This window comes from Burkholderia sp. WSM2232, from assembly GCF_000472545.1.
In the GTDB taxonomy this organism is placed as follows: Bacteria; Pseudomonadota; Gammaproteobacteria; order Burkholderiales; family Burkholderiaceae; genus Paraburkholderia.
The window spans coordinates 185,434-208,388 of record NZ_AWZV01000004.1 but is presented as its reverse complement, the minus strand read 5'-3'; the positions used below and the strand labels follow the sequence as shown (position 1 = coordinate 208,388).

Sequence of the window (22,955 nt, the reverse complement as noted above, 5' to 3'; positions counted from 1 at the left end):
CGTGCGACGTTACTGCAATGCGTCATTGTGGGAGGCGACCGTCCACGGCCCGACCGTCCGCGGCCCGATCGATCAGGAACTGCGCGAGCAGGGGCACCGGACGACCCGTCGCCCCCTTCGCGGCGCCGCTCTTCCAGGCCGTGCCGGCGATGTCCAGATGCGCCCACGGATACGCGTCGGTAAAGCGCGACAGGAAGCACGCTGCCGTGACGCTGCCCGCCGGACGCCCGCCGATGTTGGCCAGATCCGCGAAGTTGGACTTCAACTGTTCCTGATACTCGTCGTCAAGCGGCAGGCGCCAGGCCGGGTCCGACGCCTCGCGCGAGGCGTCGAGCAACTCGCCCGCGAGCGCGTCGTCTTTCGAGAACAGACCGCTGTTGTGATGGCCGAGCGCAATGATGCACGCGCCCGTGAGCGTGGCAATGTCGATCACCGCGGCCGGCTTGAAGCGCTCGGCATAAGTGAGCGCGTCGCACAGAATCAGGCGGCCTTCGGCGTCCGTGTTCAGCACTTCGATCGTCAAGCCCTTCATGCTCGTGACGATGTCGCCCGGCTTGGTAGCCGTGCCCGAGGGCATGTTCTCCACGGCCGGAATGATGCCGACCACGTTGATCTTCAGGCCCATTTCGGCGACGGCGCGCAGCGTGCCCAGCACCGAGCCGGCACCGCACATGTCGTACTTCATTTCGTCCATGCCTTCGCCCGGCTTGAGCGAAATGCCGCCCGTGTCGAACGTCACGCCCTTGCCGACCAGCACGACGGGCGCGGCTTTCGCTGCGCCGCCCTGATATTGCAGCACGATGAACTGCGCCGGCTCCACCGAACCCGCCGTAACCGACAGGAAAGAGCCCATCTTGAGCGCTTCGCACTGCTTCTCGCCAAGCACCTCGACCTTCAGCTTCCAGTCTTTCGCGAGCTTCTTTGCGGTGTTCGCGAGATAGGTGGGCGTGCATACGTTGCTCGGCAGATTGCCGAGGTCGCGCGTGAGGTCCATGCCGTTGGCAAGCGCGGCGCCCTGCTTTGCAGCGAGCTTGGCGGCTTTCTCGTCGCCGGTGTTCACGCTGAACACGATGCGCTTCAAGGCGCGTGCCGAGTTGTCGGGCTTGCTCTTCATCTGCGTGAACTTGTAGGTCAGTTCGCGCAACGCGAGAATTGCGGCGCGCACGCCCCAGTCGGCCAAACGCTCGAGCACGGGCAGTTGCGCCAGTGTGAAGGTGACCTGCACGACCTTGGTGGCGAGCAGCGCGCGCCATGCAGCGCGCACCGCTTCGCCGTAGGCTTTCTGGCTGAAAGCGTCCTGTTTGCCGAGCCCGACGAGCAGCACGCGCGATGCGCCGATACCCGAGACTTCATGCAGGAACAGCGTGGTGCCTGCTTTGCCGTCCATGTCGCCCGCCTTGATGATGCGGGTCAGGAGGCCCTTGGTGGCCGCGTCGATTTCAAGTGCCGCGCCCGAGAGCGTTTGCGACTCGAACACGCCGATTACGATGCAATCCGATTTCCCGGTGAGGAAACCGTTTGACGAGCCTTTGGTCCAATCACAGGCTTTTATGCTAAAGTCCATCGCGCTTGTCCTCGGATAAAATCTGGGCTTAGGATGAAAGCCGCAATTATCCGCTATTTTTCCCGCGGCGGCTGCACCGGAGGCGTGACGGAAAGCAACCCGCGCGTCGCTGAGAGCGCCCCCTCTCGTCATCAATAATGATCTTCGAACGCTCCCTCCAGCGCGAACTCGCGTATACGGCTGGTGCCGTGTTCATGGTTCTGCTCACGCTCGTGCTGACCACGATGATGATCCGCATCGTCGGCTTCGCGGCGCAAGGCGAGATCGACCCGCGCGACGTGCTGGTCCTGATCGGCCTGACCGTGATCGGCTATCTCGCCATCATGCTCGTCGCCACGCTGTTCGTCTCGATCCTGTTCGTGCTGACGCGCTGGTACAAAGACTCCGAGATGGTCGTGTGGCTGTCCTCGGGGGTGAGCCTCACGCAATTCATCAAGCCCATCGGCATGTTCGCCACGCCGATCATTATTCTCATCATGTTCTTCGTGTTCGTCGGCTGGCCGTGGTCGAACCAGCAAAGCAAGCTGATTCGCGCGCGTTTCCAGCAGCGCGACGAAGTTTCGCTGCTCGCGCCCGGCCAGTTCCGCGAATCGGCGGCGAGCCACCGCGTGTTCTTCATCGAGAAGATGTCACCCGACCAGGGCCATGTCGAAAACGTGTTCGTGACGAGCACGGAAAACGGCAAGGTCAACGTGGTGGTGTCGAAAAACGGCCATACCGAAACGCACAAGAACGGCGACCGTTTCGTCGTGCTCGAAAACGGCCGGCGTTATGAAGGCGAACCGGGGCATCCGGATTTCCGCATCATGGAATTCGAGCGTTACGGCGTCAAAATCGAGAGCCAGCCAGTGGTCAACACGCCTACCACTACCGGCACCCCTACGCTCACGCTGCTGCGCAATCCCACCAAGGAAAATCTCGCCGAATTCGCGTGGCGCGCGGGGCTGCCGCTCATCGCCATCAATCTGATGCTGCTCGCCATTCCGCTGGCGCATCAAAACCCGCGGCGCAGCCGCACCATCAATCTCGTGATGGCCGTGCTGATCTATCTGACGTATTCGAACCTGTTGAATGTCGTGCAGTCGTGGATCGAGCAAGGCAAGATGTCGTTCGGCGTGGGGCTGGTCAGCCTGCATGTGATCGTGGCCGGCATTGTCGCGTTCATCTTCTGGCTGCGCGTGCGCAACCGGCCGCTCTTCACGCGGGCCATGTTCAGCCGTTCGCAGGGGGCCTGAGCGATGCGCATCTACGAAAGGTACTTCGCGCGTCAGATCTATCTCACGTTCATCTTCATTCTGTTCGCGTTTTCGGGCCTGTTCTTTTTCTTCGACCTGATCAACGAACTGAATTCGGTCGGCCACGGCAACTACAAATTCCAGTACGCGGTGCTGCGCGTCGCGCTGCAAACGCCGTCGCGCTTCTACGAGATCATTCCGGTCGCCGCGCTGATCAGCGCGATCTACGTGTTTGCGCAGATGGCCGCGAATTCCGAATACACGATTTTTCGCGTGTCGGGGCTCGCCACCAATCAGGCGCTGCGCTCGCTGCTGAAAATCGGCATTCCACTGGTGTTTCTCACGTATCTGATCGGCGAAGTGATCGGCCCGTACACCGACCAACTGTCCGAACGTGTGCGGCTCGAGGCGATGGGTTCGTCGGTGTCGAGCAACTTCAAGTCGGGCGTGTGGGTAAAAGACACGCTCACCGCGCGCGCGGACGGCGAGCAGGTCACGCGCTTTGTCAACGTCGGCGAACTGAAGCCGGACGCCACGATCAGCAACGTGCGGATTTACGAGTTCGATTCGAAGTTCCGGCTTTCGAACGTGCGCATCGCGCAGAGCGGCGTCTATCAGCCGCCCGGTCATTGGCGATTGACGGGCGTGACGGATACGCAGCTGATCGACGTGCCGCCACCCGCGGGTACGCCGGCCGATGCGCTGAACCCGGTGTATCGCGCGAAGCAGGTTGCGCTGCCTGAGTATTCGCTGCGCTCGGAGTTGACGCCGCAGATTCTGTCAGTGCTGCTGGTGTCGCCCGATCGCATGTCGATGTTCAACCTGTTCCGCTACATTCAGCATTTGACCGAGAACCATCAGGACACGCAGCGCTATGAGATCGCGCTGTGGCGCAAGCTGCTGTATCCGTTTGCGGTGTTCGTGATGCTGGTGCTCTCGTTGCCGTTTGCGTATCTGCACACGCGGGCCGGCGTGGTCGGCATGAAGGTGTTCGGCGGGATCATGCTCGGCATGAGCTTCCAGTTGTTCAATACGCTCTTCTCGCATATCGGCACCTTGAACACGTGGCCCGCACCGTTGACGGCGGCAACACCAGGACTCGTTTATCTGGTGCTCGGTCTGGTCGGGCTGAAGTGGGTAGATCGGCATTAGGAGCCTTCGCGATGGCTACGCATGGGTTGGTCCTGTTCGGGCACGGCGCGCGAGATGTGCGCTGGCGCGAGCCCTTCGAGCGGCTCGGGGCGAAGCTGCGCGCCGCGCGCGCGTCAGCCGGCGGCGACGGGCGCGTCCGCCTCGCTTTTCTCGAGTTGATGGAGCCGGATTTGCCCACCGCGGTCGGCGAACTGGTTGCCGATGGCTGCGATGAGATTACCGTCGTGCCGGTGTTTTTTGGGCAAGGCGGGCATATCAGGAAGGACTTGCCGGAGCTGATTCAACGGTGCCAGGAGGCGCAGCCTGCGGTGGAAATCCGCTGCGCTGGTGCTGTGGGTGAGGATGACGCTGTGCTCGAGGCTGTCGCGGCTTATTGCTTGCGGCAGGGCTGAGGGCGGGGGTTCTTGATTTTTTGGTTTTAAGCGCGGGGCGAGTCGTCTTTGCGAGTCCCGCTGCTGCATTTTTTCTCTTCGCCTGAGCCGCGTCTTTGTCTTGCGGCCAGCGCGCCGTAGCTCTCTCACCAGTTCGCCGCCAACTACTTCGAATTGCGCCTCGGCGCGCTCGGTCTTCAAAGTCGGTCCGTAACGGCATGCGTTTTCCGCAATTCGCATGCACTCCGCATCGATCGCGCATCTTCAGATTGTCCTCACACCTATTTAAGCCCTCTCCTCTTCTCCGCCAGCGGAAATCCGATTTCGCCGTCTCGCCTCATCGACTAGTCTGAGCGACGAGCTTGCCGCTCCGCGCGGACTGCTTTTTGGAACGAGATGGTTGGTTCCCATGCGTCGCAGGACTGAGCGCTGCAGTCGGCCAAGCTCACGCCTTTAAGACCAACGAATGCATGGAAGGGCCGAACAGAAGAACGCGTTCTATTCCGACAGCAACAGCGAAGCAGCTGCCGGACAATCGCCACCGGCTCGTACCTTCGACCAACAATCTACGCTATGGGACAGCGACGGACAGCCGCTCGCGAACGTGCCTTTTCGCGTGTGCCTTGGTTCGAACATCATAGCAAGTGGCATGACCGAGTCCAGGGTTCGCACCCAGCGAATTGCGACGGCAGATGCGAGGCGGCTAATACTCGAAATTGTTGACGCTATCTGACGCGTATTCGTGCAGTCCGTTTTGGCGATCTCAACACGCCTCGATGACATAGACTCGGCATGACCAAACGAATGCAATCTATTGCAACTCATGCAGCACTGATACTTTGCACCCTATGGTCGGTAGCCAATGCGCACGCCTGCACAATCTCTGAAGATATGGAAGACAGTTTACCTCTCAATTCCGTAGAGATTCCCAATACCGACCGGCTGAAAATTGCGGACCTGGTTCTTGCCGCACGTCAATGGCCCGACGTTGAAATCAGAGGGATCGTGTATGCCGGTGGATACGTGCAAGAGGATGAGCCAGCAGCACTAGCAACTCAACGGGCGTCAGCACTGCGAGCCTATTTGATTCAGCTTGGAACCAAAGAGAAGAACATCTGGGTGGATAAGAGGATTACTAAAAACGCTGATACAGACGACAATGGCAATAAGGCATTAAATCAAATCGGCGTGACGCTGGTTCCTATCTGTCAGGGTGGATGCGAGCGGCTTTGCAACGATCCACGACCCCCGCTCCCCTAAGCCGCCACCAAAACCCCACCACCCACACGCCGCGCCGCATCCTGCACGCGCTCGCGCGCGGCAAACGCCTCGCCAATCATCAACAGACTAGGCTGAGAAACATCCACCCATCGCTGAGCCTCCCCAGCGGCGAGCTCATCAAGCGTCAACGTCAGCATGCGCTCGCGCTCGGTGCTGCAAGCCTCGACAATCGCCACAGACGTCGACGCCGGCTTGCCCGCGGCGATCAACTGCTGCGCAATCTCGACACCGCTGTCACGGCCCATGTAAAACACGAGCGAATCGGCGTTCACCTGCTCGCGAATTTCGTCCGATCCGGGCGCGCGGCTGAACGTTGCCAATGCCACGCTGCGCGATACGCCGCGCAGCGTCAACGACCGCTTCAACGAAGCTGCGCTGGCAAGCGCAGCCGTAATGCCAGGCACCACTTCATAGTGGATGCCGGCCGCCTCGAGCGCGCGCATCTCCTCGTCGGCGCGACCGAACAGCATCGGGTCGCCGCCCTTCAGGCGCACCACCACTTCGTGTTCGAGAGCCGCGTCCACGATCTGCTTGTTGATGAACTGCTGCGCCGTGGACAGCCGTCCGCAGCGCTTGCCCACCGCAATGCGCCGCGCGTGGGACGGCGCGTAGTCGAGCATCGCGGGCTCGACCAGCGCGTCGTGCAAGACCACATCGGCGGTCGCGAGAAGCCGTGCGCCGCGCACCGTGATCAGGTCGGCGGCACCCGGTCCCGCGCCGATCAGATAAACCTTACCCATTTGCCTCAGCCTGTTCGTCAGTACGCCAGCAGTGCGCGGCAGCGCAAACCGCTTACGCCGAAAACGCGCGAATCATGCCGGCCGCGACCGTATGATGCGTCGCTTCGTCGATCAGCACGAACGCGCCCGTGCCCTGATGCGAGTCGTACACGTCGCACACCAGCGGCTTCTGCAGCGTCAGCGCCACGCGTCCAATGTCGTTCATCGCCAGTTCGCGGCGATCGGTCGACTGCGACAGCGTATGCACGTCGAGCACTTCCTTGATGGAGCCGATGCGCGCAAACACGGTGTTGGTGGTCTGCTTCAGCAAGTACTTGCGCTGCGTCGAGAGCGGCGTGTCGTCGAACCAGCACAGATCGGCTTCGAGCTTTTTCGCTGGCTCCGGCGCCGCTTCGCGCAGCACGAACGTATCGCCGCGCGACACGTCAACGTCCTCGGCGAGACGAATGGTCACCGTCTGGCCGGCGAACGCGCGGTCCACCGCGGCCGTGCCGCCCACCACTGGCGCGATGATCTCGGCAACCGTGGCTTCGCGATTGGCCGGCAGCACGACAATCGTGTCGCCCACCTTCACTTCGCCCGCCTCGACACGGCCCATGTAGCCACGGAAGTCGTCGGCCTGGCTGCCGTCCTGGCGCGCCACCCACTGCACCGGAAAGCGCAGCGCCTGGCCCGTCGCCACTTCCACCGGCAATGCTTCGAGCAGATCCAGCAACGGCTCGCCCGCATACCACGGCATGCGCTCGCTCGCGGTCACGATGTTGTCGCCCTTGAGCGCCGACACCGGCACGAAGCGCACGTCGGAGAGGCCGAGTTGACGCGCGAGCTCGACATACGCGTCGCGAATCTCGTTGAAGCGCGTCTCGCTGTAATCGACCAGGTCCATCTTGTTGATCGCGACAATCGCATGCTGCAAGCCGAGCAGCTTGACGATTGCGCTATGACGCTTGGTCTGCGGCAACAGTTGCGCGACGCCGTCCACGAAGGTCACCCGCGTCGCGTCGACCAGAATGATCGCGGCGTGCGCGGTCGACGCGCCCGTCACCATGTTGCGCGTGTACTGCTCGTGACCCGGCGTATCGGCAATGATGAACTTGCGCTTGGCGGTCGCGAAGTAGCGATACGCGACGTCGATCGTGATGCCCTGCTCGCGTTCGGCTTCGAGGCCGTCGGTCAACAGCGCGAGGTCGATTTCGTCGCCCACGGTGCGCTTGTTCTTCGCGCGCGACAACGCCGATAACTGGTCGGACAGCACAGCCTTGCTGTCGTACAGCAGGCGGCCGATCAACGTGCTCTTGCCGTCGTCCACGCTGCCCGCGGTAATGAAGCGAAGCACGCCGAGGTCTTCTGGTTGGTGAATGCTGCTCATGATGTTCTGTCCTTGTCGGCGTGCTTAGAAATAACCTTGCTTCTTGCGCTGTTCCATCGCGGCTTCGGAGACCTGATCGTCCATCCGCGTCGCGCCGCGCTCCGTGATTTCGGTCACGGCCGTTTCGGCGATGATCTTCTCGAGATCGTCGGCATCGCTTTCCACCGGGCAGGTGCAGCTGATGTCCCCGACCGTGCGGAAGCGCACCACTGCGGTTTCGCTGACTTCGCCTTCGCGCATCGGCGTGAGCGGCGTGACCGGCACCAGCAGGCCGTTGCGGCGCACGATCTCGCGCTGGTGCGCGTAGTAGATCGACGGCAGTTCGAGCTTTTCGCGCGCAATGTATTGCCACACGTCGAGTTCGGTCCAGTTCGAAATCGGGAACACGCGCAGATGTTCGCCGTTGTGCAGACGCGCGTTGTAGATGCTCCACAGTTCCGGGCGCTGCGCTTTCGGGTCCCATTGGCCGAACTCGTCGCGAAACGAGAAGATGCGCTCTTTCGCGCGGGCCTTTTCTTCGTCGCGGCGCGCGCCGCCGATCAGCGCGGTATAGCCGTGCTGTTCGATGGTTTCGAGCAGCGTCACGGCCTGCGCGGCGTTGCGCGAATCCGTTTCGCGGCGCAGGCGCACGGTGCCGCGCTTGATCGAGTCTTCAACGTGCCCGACCACCAGTTCGGCGCCGATTTCTTTCGCGCGACGATCGCGGAAGTCGATCACTTCGTCGTAGTTGTGGCCGGTGTCGATATGCACGAGCGGGAACGGCAGCACGGTCTTGCGATTCGCGCCAATGCCGAACGCCTTCAGCGCAAGCGCGAGCACGACGACCGAATCCTTGCCGCCCGAAAACAGCAGCGCCGGTTTGCTGCACTCGGCGACCAGTTCGCGCAGGATATGAATCGACTCGGCTTCGAGCCAATCGAGGTGATCCATCCGGTTCGCCGTGTTGGCAAGCGGAGCGTTGACAGTGGAATCGAGCGTGGTGCTCATGTTTGGGTCCTTCGTTGATTCGCCCCGACGAGGTTGCTCGTCAGAGCTCAGTGATTCAATTCGCTCAGTGATTCGGTATGTGCGGGGTGAAGTCGCAAAGGCAAGTCGCCAACCGGAACCTTCTGCACTCGACGCCGCACAAACCGGACCTGCATCAAGCCGGCGCGTTCTCGCTGCGGTCCACGGCAATCGGCGTGATCGTCGTGATATGCAGCCCGCATTCCTTCGTATCGCGCGACTCCCACCACCAGCGGCCCGCACGGCTGTCTTCGCCGGGGCGAACCGCGCGTGTGCAAGGCTCGCAGCCGATGCTCGGATAACCGCGCGCATGCAGCGGATTGACCGGCACCTCGAACGCTTTCAGGTAATCCCACACTTCGGCTTCGGTCCAGTCCGTGAGCGGATTGAACTTCGCGATGTTGCGTGCGGCGTCGTGTTCTTCCTCGTGCAGTTCGGCACGCGTCACCGACTGCTCGCGGCGCTGCCCCGTCACCCACGCGCTCACATCCGACAAAGCGCGGTTGAGCGGCTCGACCTTGCGGATCTCGCAGCAGCGCTTGCGTAGATCGACACTTTCGTAAAACGCATTCAGACCGTGCGAAGCGACGTATTCGTCGACAGCGGCAGCCTGCGGATGAAACTGCTCGATCTCGTAGCCATAACGCTCTTTCACGCGCTCGAACATGCCAAGAGTTTCGGCATGCAAACGGCCCGTGTTCAGCGAGAAGATGCCGATCTTCACATCACGCGACAGGATTGCGTGCGTGAGCAGCATGTCTTCGGCCGCGAGGCTGCTTGCGAGCTTCACGTTCGCGTGGCGTGCAGCGATCGAGTCGAGCAGCGCGTTCAGGCGCTCGACCTTCGCGGCGAGTTCCGGCGTAAGCCTTTGCGACAGGGCGGCGCTCATGCCGTGGCCTTAACGGAAGCCGACGACGCCGACAGAGCCGCGCGACGGCGAAACAGCGGCGACGGTTCGTCGAATGCGCCCTGGTACTGCACGGTGAAATCGTCGAATGCCTTGATTGCGTCGGCGATGTCCTTGTCGGCGCGCACTGCGAATGCGTCGAAGCCACAGCGCAGCATCAGGCGCACCTGGTCGCGCAGCACGTCGCCGATGGCGCGCAGTTCGCCCTTGTAGCCGTAACGCTCACGCAGCAGGCGGGCAATGCTGTAGCCGCGGCCGTCGCGAAACACCGGGAAGTCCACGGCGATCAGCGCGAGCTTGTCGAAATCGCCGGCAATCTCCGCCGGCTCGCTGTCCGGCGCGAGCCACACGCCCAGGTCGGCCGCGCCGCGCGAAGCAGCGAGCGCGTCGCGCTCTGCTTGCCACAACGCGAGCGGCACCAGCACCTTGCCGGCCGGCAGTTCGTTGAGCGCGGGCAGAGAGCCGTCTTCGGCCGGGCGCACGAGCGTCCAGTCGTCGTTGACGATCGCGCGGTTCTTGATGATAGAAGCCATCTGGTCTGTATCCTTTGCGCGCTTACGCGTGAGCCGGTTGACGCGACGCGTACACGCGTTCCTTGAACGGGGCAATGCCGATGCGGCTGTACGTATCGATGAAACGCTCGCCTTCCTCGCGGTGCTCGACGAACGTGTCGATCACCTTGCTGATCACGTCCGGCATTTCTTCCGCCGAAAACGACGGTCCGATCACGCGGCCCAGGTGAGCGCCCGTCGCGCCCGTGCCCTGCTCGCCGCCAAGCGTCACCTGATACCACTCCGAGCCGTCCTTATCGACGCCCAGAATGCCGATGTTGCCGACATGGTGATGACCGCAGGCGTTGATGCAGCCCGAGATATTCAGCGACACGTCGCCGAGGTCATACACGAAGTCGAGGTCTTCGAAGCGTTGCTGGATGGCGAGCGCAATCGGAATCGACTTGGCATTCGCAAGCGAGCAGAAATCGCCGCCCGGGCACGCGATGATGTCGGTCAGCAAGCCGATGTTCGGCGTCGCGAAGCCTTGGGTCTTAGCCTTTTCCCACAGCGCGAACAGATCGCGCTTCTTGACGTTCGCGAGAATCAGGTTCTGTTCGTGCGACACGCGAATCTCGCCGAACGAATACTCATCGGCCCAATCCGCGACGGCTTCCATTTGCGCGTCCGTTGCGTCGCCCGGCGCCACGATGCCGTTCTTCAGCGACAGCGTGACCGCTGCGTAGCCCGACACCTTGTGCGGACGCACGTTGCGCTCCACCCAGCGCGCGAACCCGCGGTTTTCCAGCAGATGCTTTTCGAACGAAGCGTCCGTGTCGGCGAGCTTCTCGTACACCGGCGGCTGGAAATACTGCGACACGCGGTCGAGTTCGGCCTGCGTCAGCGTCGAAGGTCCGTCCTTCAGGTGTTGCCATTCTTCTTCGACCTGCGCGGCGAACTTCTCCGGCGACAGCGCCTTCACGAGAATCTTGATGCGCGCCTTGTACATGTTGTCGCGGCGGCCGTAGCGGTTATACACGCGCAGCACGGCTTCGCTGTAGGTCAGCAGGTGTTGCCACGGCAGATCGCGGCGGATCACCGCGCCCACGATCGGCGTGCGGCCTAGACCCCCGCCCGCCAGAATGTCGACCACCAGTTCGCCTTGCGCGTTGCGCTTCACATACACGCCCATGTCGTGGATCTGCACGGCGGCACGGTCTTCCTGCGAGCCGGATACGGCGATTTTGAACTTGCGCGGCAGCCACAGGAATTCGGGGTGGAACGTCGACCATTGACGCAGAATTTCGGCCCACGGACGCGGATCGACGAATTCGTCAGGCGCGACGCCCGCGAACTGATCGGCGGTAATGTTGCGGATGCAATTGCCCGAGGTCTGAATGGCGTGCATCTGCACCGACGCGAGCTTGCGCAGAATCTCCGGCGTTTCCTCGAGCTTGATCCAGTTGTACTGGATGTTCGAGCGGGTGGAGAAATGGCCGTAGCCGCGGTCGTGCTCGCGCGCGATGGTCGCGAGCATGCGCAACTGGTCGCTGCGCAGGTTGCCGTAGGGAATCGCAATGCGGTGCATGTACGCATGGCGCTGGTAGTACAGGCCATTCTGCAGGCGCAGCGGACGGAACTCCTCTTCGCTCAATTCGCCCGACAAGCGGCGGCGAACCTGATCGGCGTACTGCGCGACCCGTTCATCGACGATGGTCTGGTCGTACTGATCGTATTGGTACATTCGGGGACCCCAATTTTTTTGCGTTACCCACGACGGTCCGGACCCGCCGCGCTCTGAACGTCCGTGTTTGTCAGCATCTGCGAGTCAGGGTTTAGACCTATCTCTCATTTGCTTATAACAAATACAGATATCCATATTGAAAAAGATGGACAGATCGTAATAAACTCGCCTTATATTTCAAACGACTAAAAAATTCTTTTGATATGCGGAGAGGTTATATATGAACCTGCATCAGTTCCGCTTCGTGCGCGAGGCTGTGCGGCAGAACTTCAATCTGACCGAAGCGGCCAAGGCGCTGTATACAAGCCAGCCGGGCGTTTCGAAGGCCATCATCGAGCTCGAGGACGAGCTGGGCGTGGAAATCTTCACCCGGCACGGCAAGCGCGTGCGCTCGCTCACTGAACCGGGGCGGATCATTCTGCAGTCGGTCGAGCGTATTCTGCAGGAAGTGGAGAGCCTCAAGCGGGTCGGCAAGGACTACGCGGCGCAAGACCAGGGCAACCTCGTGATCGCCGCCACCCACACGCAGGCGCGCTATTCGCTGCCGGCCGCCATCGCCGAGTTCAAGAAGCGCTTTCCCAAGGTGCACCTTTCGATCCTGCAAGGCAGCCCCACGCAAGTGGCCGAGATGGTGCTGCACGACCAGGCGGACCTGGCCATCGCGACCGAAGCCATCTCCAACTATAAGGAGCTGGTCTCGCTGCCCTGCTTTCAGTGGCACCACGTCGCGGTGATGCAGCCGGATCATCCACTGCTCGAACGCAAGCTGCTCTCGTTGGACGATCTGACCCAATATCCGCTGATCACCTACGATAACGCTTTCGCCGGCCGCAGCAAGATCAACGAAGCGTTCCGGCTGCGCGGCCTGCACCCGGACATCGTGCTGGAGGCAATCGACGCGGACGTGATCAAGACCTACGTCGAGCTGGGCCTCGGCGTCGGCATCATGGCGGATATCGCTTTTAACGCCGAACGCGACCGCCACCTGCGCGCCATGCCCGTCGGCCACCTGTTCGGCAGCAACGTCACGCGAATCGCCCTCAAACAGGGCGCGTATCTGCGCGGCTATGTGTACACGCTCGTCGAGCTGCTCTCGCCGGGCCTGAACCGCAAGCTGATCGAACAGGCGCTCAAGGGCGAACACGAAACATACGAACTTTGATTCACTACCGCTTCGCATTTTCCGCTACGGAGACCCACACGATGACGTCGCATAAGAACAGACTTCGCGGCCTTGCCGCTCTCGGCGCGCTATTGCTCGCCACGGCAGCGCACGCCGACATCAAGGTCGGCATCGACCTGTCGAGCACCGGCCCGGCCGCCGTGATCGGCATTACCAGCAAGAACGCAATGCTGATGTGGCCGGCCACGATTGCCGGCCAGAAAGCCGACTATATCTTCCTCGACGACGCGTCCGACCCTGGCGCCGCCGTGCGCAACATCCGCAAGCTGATCAACGAGGACCACGTGGATGTGATCGTCGGCCCCAACATCACGCCGGCTGCAATGGCCGCGCTCGATCCGGTGGCCGAAAGCCAGACGCCGATGATCACGCTGATCGGCTCGGCAAGCGTGGTCGAGCCGCAGGAAGGCAAGAAGGTGTGGGCCTACAAGATGGCGCAGACCGACAGCGCAATGGCCGACGTGATGACGCGCTACATGTCGAACCACAACGTGAAGACGGTGGGCTTCATCGGTTTCGCGGACGGCTATGGCGAAAGCTGGCTCAACGAGTTCAGCAAGTTCGCGGCGCTGCGCCACATCCAGTTGGTCGCGACCGAGCGCTATAACCGCACGGACGCGAGCGTGACCGGCCAGGTTCTGAAGCTGATGGCCGCGAAGCCCGACGCGATCCTGATTGCCGGCGCCGGCACGCCGACGGTGCTGCCGCAACGCACGCTAATCGAACGAGGTTTCAAAGGCCCGATCTACCAGACGCACGGCATCGCGACGCCCGAGTTCATCAAGCTCGGTGGCAAGGACGTGGAAGGCACGCTGTTCCCGACGCAGCCGGTGGTAGTGGCGCGCACGCTGCCGGCGGATCATCCGGCGAAAAAGGCGGCGCTCGCGTTTGCGAACGACTATGAAGCGAAGTACGGCGCAGGCAGCGTCACGCAGTTTGCGGGCGATGCAGCCGGCGTGTATCCGCGTCTGCAGGACGCCGTGACGCGCGCGCTGAAAACCGCGCAGCCGGGTACGCAGGCTTTCCGCGTCGCGTTGCGCAACGAACTCGAACACGCGCATGAACTGGTCGTGCCGAACGGCGTCGTCAACACGAGCGCCAAGGATCACGTGGGGCTGGATCAGCGCGCAAGCGTGATGGGCGTCATCAAGAATGGCAAGTTCGTGTATCTGAGTCAGTGAGTGGCTTGCAGCTGTGGGGCGGGCGCGGCGCGCCTGCCCCGATGCTTCAAGCGCGCTGCGCTGGCTAAGTTGTTAAAGTTATAGTCTCCAACCCAACGGCGGTCCCACACCATGCGCACCACACGAGCCATTCATGCTGTCGAGCGGCTGAAAACGCGCAGCGGCAATCCGCAGTTCGCGGCCATCAGTCTCTCGGGCGGCCTCTTTTATCTCGTCGACAAATCGGGCGGCACGGACAAGAAGGTCTCCGACCCGCTGACACTCGACGACTTCGTCAAGTTCGTCGACGCGTACGGTCCGCCCAAGCCTCGCAAGGCGAGCAAGCTCGATGTTGCGTTCGAAGCGCAGATCAGGAAGAGCAAAGGCGGCTAGAACCGTTATGGCGCGATCTCGCGCCACTGGCCATCTGCCGCGCTGCTCGCCAGCATGGCGTCGATGAAACGCAGCCCCGCAACGCCGTCTTCCACGGTAGTGAGCAACAGACTCTCGGCAGGCAGCGCGCGGCCCTCGTTCAGCGCCTCGATCTGCAAGGCGGCGTCTTTATACAACTGCGCAAACGCCTCCAGATAACCTTCGGGATGACCGGCGGGCACACGCGTCGCGTGCGCCGCGCTCGCGCCGCTCACGCGGGCCCGCGTCAAACGCTGCGCGGCCCCGCCAAGCGGTGTGAACCACAATTCGTTCGGCTGCTCCTGATCGAACGCAAGGCTCGCCCGGGTGCCGTACACGCGCAGGCGCAACGCGTTTTCCGCGCCGCTCGCCACCTGGCTCGCCCACAGCATGCCGCGCGCGCCATTTGCATAGCGCAGCATGGCTTGCGCATGATCGTCGATGCGCCGTCCCGGCACGAACGTATGCAACTCAGCGGAGAGCGCCACAGGCGTCATGGCCGTGACGAACGACGCGAGATGATACGCATGCGTGCCAATGTCGCCGAGACAACCCGCCGGGCCCGCGAGAGCCGGGTCCGTGCGCCAGCCGGCCTGCTTGTTCAGGCCACCGTTTTCGACCGGTTCGGCGAGCCAGTCCTGAGCATATTCGACCTGTACGACACGAATCTGGCCGATCTCGCCCGCTTCGATCATCTCGCGCGCATGGCGCACGAGCGGATAGCCGGAATACGTATGCGTGAGCGCAAACAGCCGGTTTTTCTCGCGCGCGAGTTTTGCGAGCGCCTCCCCTTCGGCAAGCGACACGGCAAGCGGCTTGTCGCACACCACATGAATGCCGGCCTCGAGAAACGCGGTTGCCACCGGCGCATGCAGATGATTAGGTGTCACGATGGCCACGGCGTCAATGCCGTCCTCGCGCGCCGCTTCCGCGCGCGCCATCTCGCGCCAGTCGTCGTAGCTGCGCGCGACGCCCGCCTCGGCGGCGCTCGACCGCGCGCGTTGCGGATCGGACGACAGCGCGCCCGCCACCAGTTCGAAACGGTCGTCGAGCCGCGCCGCGAGGCGATGCACCGCGCCGATGAATGCGCCCTGCCCGCCGCCGACCATGCCGAGCCTGAGTCTTCTGTATGGCATTGCGCCCGCTCCTTTCGCCTTTTACCTGCCTGGTGCTCAGATGCCGAGCACGCGCTTGAGTTGCACCGCATCGACACCGCTGCCCGCGAAGTCGTCGAATGCATGTTCGGCCACGCGGATAATGTGCTCGCGAATGAACTGCGCGCCTTCGCGCGCGCCGTCATGCGGATGCTTGAGCGCGCACTCCCATTCGAGCACCGCCCAGCCGGGAAAATCGTATTGCGCCATCTTCGAGAAGATCGCCCCAAAGTCGATCTGCCCGTCGCCGAGCGAGCGGAAGCGCCCCGCGCGCTCCAGCCAGCCGCTATAGCCGCCGTATACGCCCTGCTTGCCGTTCGGCCGGAACTCGGCGTCTTTCACATGAAACGCCTTGATGCGCTCGTGATAGATGTCGATGAACGCAAGGTAGTCGAGCTGCTGCAACACGAAATGGCTCGGGTCGTAGAGGATGTTCGCGCGCGGATGATGCTTCACGCCCGCGAGAAAACGCTCGAAGCTCACGCCGTCGTGCAGATCCTCGCCCGGATGCAGTTCGTAGCACACGTTCACGCCGGCCGCGTCGAACGCGTCGAGAATCGGCGTCCAGCGGCGCGCCAGTTCGTCGAATGCGGCTTCGACCAGACCAGCGGGGCGCTGCGGCCAGGGGTATAGATACGGCCACGCGAGCGCGCCCGAAAACGACACATGCGTGTCGAGCCCCAGACGTTGCGACGCTTGCGCCGCGAGCTTCATTTGCTCGACGGCCCACTGCGTGCGCGCCGCCGGATTACCTCGCACGTGCGGCGCCGCGAAGCCGTCGAACAGCGTGTCGTACGCGGGGTGCACGGCCACGAGCTGCCCTTGCAGATGGGTCGACAGTTCGGTGATCGTCACGCCCGCGTCGTCCACGGTTTCGCGCAGTTCGTCGCAATACGCGTCGCTCGACGCGGCCCGCTCGAGATCGATCAGGCGCGCGTCGCACGGCACCTGGATGCCCTTGAAGCCGAGACTCGCTGCCCAGTTGGCCAGATGCGCAAGGTTGTCGAACGGCGCCTCGTCGCCCATGAACTGGGCGAGGAAAACCGCCGGACCTTTGATGGTTCTCATCGTATGATTCCTTTAATCAGGGCGTGCGCCGCGCGGCTCATGATCAGAACGGCGAGTCCGGAAAATAGAAGTCTTTCGCGTTTTCCTTCGTGATGAGCACCGACGGAATGATCGTGGTGGCCGGCAGCTTCTCGCCTTTGAGGCGCGCTTCGGCTGTCAGCTTGATCGCGTCGTAGATGAACTTCGGCGAATACGACACGTCGGCCTTGATGAGCGGCGCGCCGTCCATCACGTTCTTCACCATGCCCTTCGAGCCCGCGCCGCCGAACACGATCTTGATGTCGCTGCGCCTGGCCTGGTCGATGGCCTTGAGTACGCCGACCGCCATGTCGTCGTCGGCGGCCCACACGGCGTCGATGTGCTTGAAGCGCGTAAGGTAGTCCTGCATCACCTTGAACGCGTCGTCGCGGTTCCAGTTCGCGTACTTGGCGTCGAGAATCTTGATGTTCGGGTAAGCCTTCAGCGCGCCGGTGAAAGCGCTCCAGCGTTCGTTGTCGAGCGTGGTCGGAATGCCGCGCAGCGCGACGATGTCGCCCTTGCCGTCGAGGGCTTTGGCCAGATACTCGGCGGGGATTCTGCCGAACGCGGTGTTGTCGCCGGCCACGTAGGCGTCTTGTGCGCTGGTGTCGGTCAGGCCGCGATCCACCACCGTCACATACACGCCCTTCTTCTTGACCTGCGCAACCGGCTGCGTGAGCGACGCCGACTCGAACGGAAAGATCACGAGCGCATTGATCTTGTTGACGGTGACGAGGTCCTGCAACTGGTTTGCCTGCTCGGGCGAGCCAGCCGCGGTCTTCACGATCACCTTGAGGTTCGGGTGCGCTTTCTCCAGATCGGCCTTCGCCTTGTTGGCCCACCAGACAATGCCGCCGGTGAAGCCGTGATCCGCAGTGGGAATCGCGACGCCCAGCGTGACCTTGTCGTCGGCGCGGGCAATGCCTGCGCTGCTCAATATGCCCAACGCCAGCATGCTGGCGCCGATCGCTCGAATGACCTGCTTCATGGTTGCGTCTCCTATCTGCTGTTATGAGGCGCTTGTGCGCCCCTTCCGTTGTTTCACCTCGAACCGCTGCCGCTACCGCCGTCCGCGCTGCACGAACGCGACGAAGATAATCACCACGCCCTGCACCGCAGCGTTCAGATACACGCTGATAATGCTGGTGAGATTCAGGATATTGGCGATTACCGACAACAGAATGGCGCCGATCACCGTGCCTATCACACGTCCCTCGCCGCCCTTCAGTGCCGTGCCGCCCACCACCACCGACGCAATCGCCTCGAGCTCCCACAGCAGGCCGGTGGTCGGCGTCGCCGAACCGAGACGCGGCACGTACAGCACGGTGGCGACGCCAACGCAGATGCCGAGCAGCACATACGTCACGATCTTCACGCTGTCCACGCGAATCGCCGCGTAACGCGCGACCTGTTCATTCGAGCCGATGGCCTGCACGTGCCGCCCGAAAGCCGTGCGGTTGAGAATCAGCGCGCCGCCCGCCGCCGTCACCAGAAACACCCAGATCGGCACGGGCACGCCAAAGAGGCTCGCGTAATAGACCGGCCCATAAAGATCGGATAACGAATTATCGAGCGTCAGCGCGCCGCCGTCGGCGAGCCAGGTGAGCACCGCGCGAAAGATGCCCAGCGTACCCAGCGTGACGATGAACGGCTCGATGCGCCCCTTCGTGATGAGCAGACCATGCGCGCAACCGAACAGGCCGCCCAGCACGAGCGCAAAGACAATGCCGAGCGTGACGATCGTCAGAGGCGCGAACGTATGGCCGCCCACGCCCGCCGCAAGCGCATTCATCAGCCAGATCATGCTGCCCGCGATCAGCGCGGCCATCGAGCCGACCGACAGGTCGATGCCGCCCGAAATGATCACGAACGTCATGCCCACGGCAATGATGCCGATGAACGAGGTGCGCGTGAGCACGTTCATCATGTTGTCGAGCGTGGCGAAATCGGGGTTCAGCAGCGTGCCGACGATACACAGCGCGATCAGCCCGGCGAACGGCCCGAGCGCATACAGACGATGAGCGAAGCGCAACGCGCGGCCGGATTGCACGGCTTCAGTGGGTGCCGGTCGCATGGGCGATCAACTCCTCTTCGGTCAGATGTTCGAGCGTGAGCGTGGCCTGCAGGCGTCCCGCGCGCAATACAGCGACGCGATGACACAAGCCGATCAGCTCGATGAGTTCGGATGAAATGACGATCACCGCGCGGCCTTGCGCGGCGAGGCGATGAATCAGGAAGTAGATATCGCGTTTCGCGCCGACGTCCACGCCGCGCGTCGGTTCGTCGAGCACGATCACGTCCGGCTCCGGCTGCAGGAACTTGGCGAGTGCGAGCTTTTGCTGATTGCCGCCCGAGAGCATGCGCGCGCGGCTCGACAGGTCGCCGGTACGAATACCGAATTCGTTCACCGCACTCTTCAATGCTTCGCGGCCCGCCTTCAGATCGAGCAGCGGACGCGCGTAGCGTTCGAGCGTCATTAGCGTGAGGTTGTCCTGCAGGTTCAGGTTCACGTGCAGACCTTTGCCTTTGCGGTCTTCGCTCAGGTAGGTCAGACCGTGACGCATGGCGTCGCGCGGACTTTTGAGATCGACGCTGCGGCCCGCTATTTCGATGCGCCCCGCCGTGCGTTTGCGCAAGCCGATGATCGCTTCGAACGCCTCGGTGCGGCCCGCGCCGACGAGTCCCGCGAAACCCAGCACTTCGCCGGCGCGCACCTCGAAGCTCAGGTCTTCCACCCAATCCGGCACGCTCAGCCCTGCCACTTTGAGCGCGACCGGCGCGCTCGCGGACACGGTGATCTTGGCTGGAAACATGTCGGACACGTCGCGGCCGACCATCAGGTTCGCCATCTGCTGCCGCGCGAGCGCGGCCGTTTCGTTGCGCGCGACAAAGCGGCCGTCGCGCATCACGATCACCTCGTCGGTGATGCGCTCCACTTCATCGAGCTTGTGCGAGATGTACACGATCGTCACGCCGTCCGCCTTCAGCTTCGCCATCAGCGTGAAGAGACGCTCGGTTTCGGACGGCGTGAGCGTGGCCGTCGGCTCGTCCATGATGAGCAGCCGCGCGCGGCGCGACAGCGCCTTGGCAATCTCCACCATCTGTTTTTCGGCGACGATCAGCTCGCGCACCTTCGTGTCGGGGGCCCTGTCGAGGCCCACCTGCGCGAGATAGCGCGCGGCTTCGGCGCGCATCGCGGCATCGTCGACGAACCAGCCGCGCCGCTTCTCGTGGCCGAGGTACATGTTCTGCGCAATCGTCAGATGCTCGGCGAGATTGAACTCCTGGTGAATCAGCACGATGCCTTGCGACTCGGCGTCGCGCGAACCGCTGAAATGCTGCGCGCGACCGTCCACGAGCAAGGTGCCCGAAGTCGCGGTTTCATAGCCGGCGAGAATTTTCATCAGCGTCGACTTGCCCGCGCCGTTCTCTCCCAGCAAACCGTAGACGCGCCCTGGCGCCAGGTCGAAGCTCACGCCGTGCAGCACGCGCACAGGGCCGAAATCTTTGCGGATGTCGTCGAAGCGGATCGCCAGACTCATGGTTCAGGTGCTCCCGCGAATCACGAGCCGGTGCGGCAGCAGCACGCCCGGCACGTTCGCCAGCGGATTCGCGAGCCGCTGCAGCAAGAGGCGCGCGGCTGTCTCGCCCAGTTCGCGCATTGGCTGCGCGATCGTGGTGAGCGGCGGGTCGACTTGCGCGGCGATGGAGATGTCGTCGAAGCCGATCACCGCCACGTCGTCGGGCACGCGTTTGCCGATGCTGCGCAAGCCGTGCAGCACGCCGGTGGCGAGCGTGTCGGATACGGCGAAGATCGCGGTGGGCGCGTCGGGCGGCAGCATCAGCGTGGCGGCGGCCGAGGCGCCTGCTTCGTAGTCGAGACTGTTGAGGTTCATACGCCAGCCCTCGAGCGGCGTGATGCCCGCTTCGGTGAGCGCGTCGAGATAGCCTTGCTGCCTCTGGCGTGCATACAGATAGTCGATGTCGGAATTGATGAGACCGATGCGCTTGTGCCCTCGCGCGAGCAGATGGCGCACGGCGTCGCCCGCGGCCCGATAGTTGTCGATGCCGACGTACGGCACGCCCATCGCCGGATCGAACTCGCAGCAGGCCACCCACGGCAGCGCGCTCGACGCTTCGCCAAGCGCCTGCTGGATCGTCGCGGGGTCCAGGCAGATCGCGCCGTCCGCGCGGCGGCGGCGCAGCAGGTCGAAGTAACTGCGCTCGCGGCCCGCGTCCGCGCCGGTATCGCACAACAGCATGAAGTAGCCGTGCTGACGCGCGACGCTGTCGATGCCGCGCACGATCTCCGCGTAAAACGGATTGCCGAAGTCGGGCACCATGGTCAGCAGCAGACGGCTTTCGGCCGTGCGCAGGTTTCGCGCGAGTTCGTTGACGCGGTAGCCGCTCGCGTCGATGGCGGCCAGCACCTTGTCGCGCGTGGCGGGACGAACGTTCTCGTGCGCGTTCAGCACGCGTGACACCGTGGCGACCGACACGCCCGCCTGCTTCGCGACGCCGGCGATGGACACGCCCTCGGTGCGCTGCCCGGCGTGCGCGAGCGGCTGCGGCGCCAGTTGCCGGTTCAGTTGCGGCTCCCGCTGCGGCTGTGCGGCCGGCTCGACCGGGGCCGCGCCCGGGGCGGCAGACTTCGCTTTTGACGTGGAACGGGACACGCGCTCGGCTTCCGGAAATGTAATCGATTACATTTTTGGGCGAAAAGGCGCCGGACTGCAAGGCCGGATCGCTAGGGATAAACACGGGGGCGACGCTGATAGGACAGCCGCGAGCGTGGCCAAAAGTGCGGCCAGGAGCGCAGCCAAACGGCGGCGAGAAGCGCGGCCACGAACATGGCCAGAAGCGCTTGCCGCCTCCCGCCCGGCCCCCCGGCGCCATTTGGTACAATCCCGCAGTTACGCTGCCGCGGCGTGCTCGCCCGCATTCTGCCGGGCCGCTCGCGCAGCAGGAAAATCGCCACACTCGCCAAACCAGAACCGCCAAACCCACCATGAACATCGAGCAAGCGCGTTTCAACATGATCGAACAGCAGATCCGCCCCTGGGAAGTGCTCGACCAGGACGTGCTGAATCTGCTGTCGATCGTCAAGCGTGAAAACTTCGTCCCCGCCGCTTACCGCGAACTGGCTTTCGCCGACTTCGAAGTGCCGCTGCCGGCCGGCCAGCACATGCTGGCGCCGCGAGTGGAAGCGCGCGCGCTGCAGGAACTGGCGGTGAAGAAACACGAAAGCGTGCTGGAGATCGGCGCCGGTTCCGGTTATATGGCGGCGCTGCTCGCACATCGAGCGCAACACGTGCTGACGGTCGACATCGAACCCGAGCTCGCTGAACTGGCCAAGACCAACCTGATCGCCAACGGTGTGCTGAACGTGGAAGTTGCAACCGGCGACGCCGCGCGCGGCTGGGCCGCCGCCGCTCCGTACGACGTGATCTGCGTGTCGGGCGGGCTGCCGGTGCTGCCGCAGGAACTGCTCGAGCAGCTGAAGGTAGGCGGCCGTTTGGCCGCGTTCGTCGGCACGGCGCCGGTCATGAAGGCGCAGGTCATCACGCGTATCGACGAAAAGCAGTACCGCATTGCCGACGTGTTCGAGACGTATGTCGAGCCGCTCGTCAACGCTGTGCAACCGCCTCGCTTCAAGTTCTGATCTGCCTTTTTTCACGGAACGGCCGGCGCGCCCGCGCCGTCCATTGAACGGAAGTCCCGCTGATGCAAAACCTGACCGCTCCCGCGCTCGCCGAATGGCTCGCCGACACCTCGCGCCCGGCTCCCGTGCTGCTCGACGTGCGCGAACCGTGGGAACTCCAGACGGCTTCGATGCCCGGCATCGTGTCAATCCCGATGCGCGAGATTCCCGCGCGCAGCGAAGAACTGGATGACGACGCGCAGATCGTCTGCATCTGCCATCACGGCGCGCGCAGCGCCCAGGTCGCGATGTTCCTCGAGTCGCGCGGCCACTCCAACGTCTTCAATCTGCAAGGCGGTATTGATGCGTGGTCGCGTCAGGTGGACCCGTCGGTTCCGACGTACTGATTTCGCGGGCGGCCAGGCGTTGGCAGGCGCCATGGGTAGCGTCTGCTGCGGGGC

Annotated in this window: 22 protein-coding genes; 9 read left to right on the top strand and 13 right to left on the bottom strand. The window is 63.2% G+C overall.

Annotation, left to right across the window (positions count from 1 at the left end; genetic code table 11):
• Positions 1-22: 22 nt before the first annotated feature.
• A complete protein-coding gene (locus tag F757_RS0103225; RefSeq protein WP_027210144.1) occupies positions 23-1,564 on the bottom strand; it encodes a leucyl aminopeptidase in 1,542 nt (513 codons plus the stop codon).
• A gap of 137 nt (positions 1,565-1,701) precedes the next feature.
• Here F757_RS0103225 and lptF point away from each other — a divergent pair, with 137 nt between their 5' ends.
• The 4 genes from lptF (at position 1,702) to F757_RS35630 (ending at position 5,582) form a co-directional block, all read left to right on the top strand.
• Positions 1,702-2,799 carry an LPS export ABC transporter permease LptF gene (gene lptF / locus F757_RS0103220; protein WP_027210143.1) on the top strand — a complete coding sequence of 366 codons (1,098 nt, stop codon included), beginning with the start codon at positions 1,702-1,704 and terminating at the stop codon, positions 2,797-2,799.
• A gap of 3 nt (positions 2,800-2,802) precedes the next feature.
• Entirely contained in the window at positions 2,803-3,951 is a 1,149-nt protein-coding gene (gene lptG, locus F757_RS0103215; RefSeq protein WP_027210142.1) for an LPS export ABC transporter permease LptG, read from the top strand.
• Between the two features lie 11 nt (positions 3,952-3,962).
• Positions 3,963-4,343 carry a sirohydrochlorin chelatase gene (locus tag F757_RS0103210; RefSeq protein ID WP_027210141.1) on the top strand — a complete coding sequence of 127 codons (381 nt, stop codon included), beginning with the start codon at positions 3,963-3,965 and terminating at the stop codon, positions 4,341-4,343.
• Between the two features lie 771 nt (positions 4,344-5,114).
• Positions 5,115-5,582 (top strand): hypothetical protein, encoded by a 468-nt coding sequence (locus F757_RS35630; protein WP_156923500.1) that lies wholly within the window; start codon positions 5,115-5,117, stop codon positions 5,580-5,582.
• Here the strand turns inward: F757_RS35630 and cobA are convergent.
• The 6 genes from cobA to F757_RS0103180 form a co-directional block, all read right to left on the bottom strand.
• Complete coding sequence (gene cobA / locus F757_RS0103205; RefSeq protein WP_027210140.1) at positions 5,579-6,343, bottom strand: uroporphyrinogen-III C-methyltransferase; 765 nt, start codon at positions 6,341-6,343, stop codon at positions 5,579-5,581. The two genes, F757_RS35630 and cobA, sit on opposite strands and share 4 nt — an antisense overlap.
• A 52-nt stretch (positions 6,344-6,395) precedes the next feature.
• A complete protein-coding gene (locus F757_RS0103200; protein WP_027210139.1) occupies positions 6,396-7,712 on the bottom strand; it encodes a sulfate adenylyltransferase subunit 1 in 1,317 nt (438 codons plus the stop codon).
• Positions 7,713-7,736: 24 nt separating this feature from the next.
• The gene (cysD, locus tag F757_RS0103195; RefSeq protein ID WP_027210138.1) at positions 7,737-8,699 is read right to left on the bottom strand and encodes a sulfate adenylyltransferase subunit CysD; all 963 of its coding nucleotides are present in this window, start codon (positions 8,697-8,699) and stop codon (positions 7,737-7,739) included.
• Between the two features lie 154 nt (positions 8,700-8,853).
• Positions 8,854-9,606 (bottom strand): phosphoadenylyl-sulfate reductase, encoded by a 753-nt coding sequence (locus F757_RS0103190; RefSeq protein WP_027210137.1) that lies wholly within the window; start codon positions 9,604-9,606, stop codon positions 8,854-8,856.
• Positions 9,603-10,157, bottom strand: a complete 555-nt coding sequence (locus F757_RS0103185) for a DUF934 domain-containing protein (RefSeq protein ID WP_027210136.1) — start codon at positions 10,155-10,157, stop codon at positions 9,603-9,605. The genes F757_RS0103190 and F757_RS0103185 overlap by 4 nt, the downstream gene beginning before the upstream one ends.
• Positions 10,158-10,179: 22 nt before the next feature.
• Complete coding sequence (locus tag F757_RS0103180) at positions 10,180-11,859, bottom strand: nitrite/sulfite reductase (RefSeq protein WP_027210135.1); 1,680 nt, start codon at positions 11,857-11,859, stop codon at positions 10,180-10,182.
• 220 nt (positions 11,860-12,079) lie between these two features.
• On the opposite strand from F757_RS0103180, the gene F757_RS0103175 reads away from it, so the two are divergent.
• From F757_RS0103175 to F757_RS0103165, 3 genes are all read left to right on the top strand, one after another.
• Positions 12,080-13,021: a CysB family HTH-type transcriptional regulator gene (locus F757_RS0103175; RefSeq protein ID WP_027210134.1), complete on the top strand. Its 942-nt coding sequence runs from the start codon at positions 12,080-12,082 to the stop codon at positions 13,019-13,021.
• Between the two features lie 41 nt (positions 13,022-13,062).
• Positions 13,063-14,223 (top strand): ABC transporter substrate-binding protein, encoded by a 1,161-nt coding sequence (locus F757_RS0103170; RefSeq protein WP_027210133.1) that lies wholly within the window; start codon positions 13,063-13,065, stop codon positions 14,221-14,223.
• Between the two features lie 111 nt (positions 14,224-14,334).
• On the top strand, positions 14,335-14,595 hold the full coding sequence (locus F757_RS0103165; RefSeq protein WP_013338444.1) for a hypothetical protein: 261 nt from the start codon (positions 14,335-14,337) through the stop codon (positions 14,593-14,595).
• A 5-nt stretch (positions 14,596-14,600) separates the two neighbouring features.
• Here F757_RS0103165 and F757_RS0103160 read toward each other — a convergent pair whose 3' ends face one another.
• The 6 genes from F757_RS0103160 to F757_RS0103135 all read right to left on the bottom strand — a co-directional run bounded on the left by F757_RS0103160 (position 14,601) and on the right by F757_RS0103135 (position 21,529).
• Positions 14,601-15,749, bottom strand: a complete 1,149-nt coding sequence (locus F757_RS0103160; RefSeq protein ID WP_027210132.1) for a Gfo/Idh/MocA family protein — start codon at positions 15,747-15,749, stop codon at positions 14,601-14,603.
• A 36-nt stretch (positions 15,750-15,785) separates the two neighbouring features.
• The gene (locus tag F757_RS0103155; RefSeq protein WP_027210131.1) at positions 15,786-16,835 is read right to left on the bottom strand and encodes a sugar phosphate isomerase/epimerase family protein; all 1,050 of its coding nucleotides are present in this window, start codon (positions 16,833-16,835) and stop codon (positions 15,786-15,788) included.
• Between the two features lie 43 nt (positions 16,836-16,878).
• Positions 16,879-17,841 (bottom strand): substrate-binding domain-containing protein, encoded by a 963-nt coding sequence (locus F757_RS0103150; protein ID WP_027210130.1) that lies wholly within the window; start codon positions 17,839-17,841, stop codon positions 16,879-16,881.
• Between the two features lie 72 nt (positions 17,842-17,913).
• Positions 17,914-18,927, bottom strand: a complete 1,014-nt coding sequence (locus F757_RS0103145; protein WP_027210129.1) for an ABC transporter permease — start codon at positions 18,925-18,927, stop codon at positions 17,914-17,916.
• Positions 18,908-20,395 carry a sugar ABC transporter ATP-binding protein gene (locus F757_RS0103140; RefSeq protein ID WP_027210128.1) on the bottom strand — a complete coding sequence of 496 codons (1,488 nt, stop codon included), beginning with the start codon at positions 20,393-20,395 and terminating at the stop codon, positions 18,908-18,910. Before F757_RS0103140 ends, F757_RS0103145 begins: the two co-directional genes overlap by 20 nt.
• Positions 20,396-20,398: 3 nt before the next feature.
• Positions 20,399-21,529, bottom strand: coding sequence for a LacI family DNA-binding transcriptional regulator (locus F757_RS0103135; protein WP_027210127.1), 1,131 nt, complete (start codon positions 21,527-21,529; stop codon positions 20,399-20,401).
• Positions 21,530-21,861: 332 nt separating this feature from the next.
• On the opposite strand from F757_RS0103135, the gene F757_RS0103130 reads away from it, so the two are divergent.
• Together F757_RS0103130 and F757_RS0103125 are read left to right on the top strand one after the other, a co-directional pair.
• Positions 21,862-22,515, top strand: coding sequence for a protein-L-isoaspartate O-methyltransferase family protein (locus F757_RS0103130; protein ID WP_027210126.1), 654 nt, complete (start codon positions 21,862-21,864; stop codon positions 22,513-22,515).
• Between the two features lie 62 nt (positions 22,516-22,577).
• On the top strand, positions 22,578-22,901 hold the full coding sequence (locus tag F757_RS0103125) for a rhodanese-like domain-containing protein (RefSeq protein ID WP_027210125.1): 324 nt from the start codon (positions 22,578-22,580) through the stop codon (positions 22,899-22,901).
• Positions 22,902-22,955 lie beyond the last annotated feature (54 nt).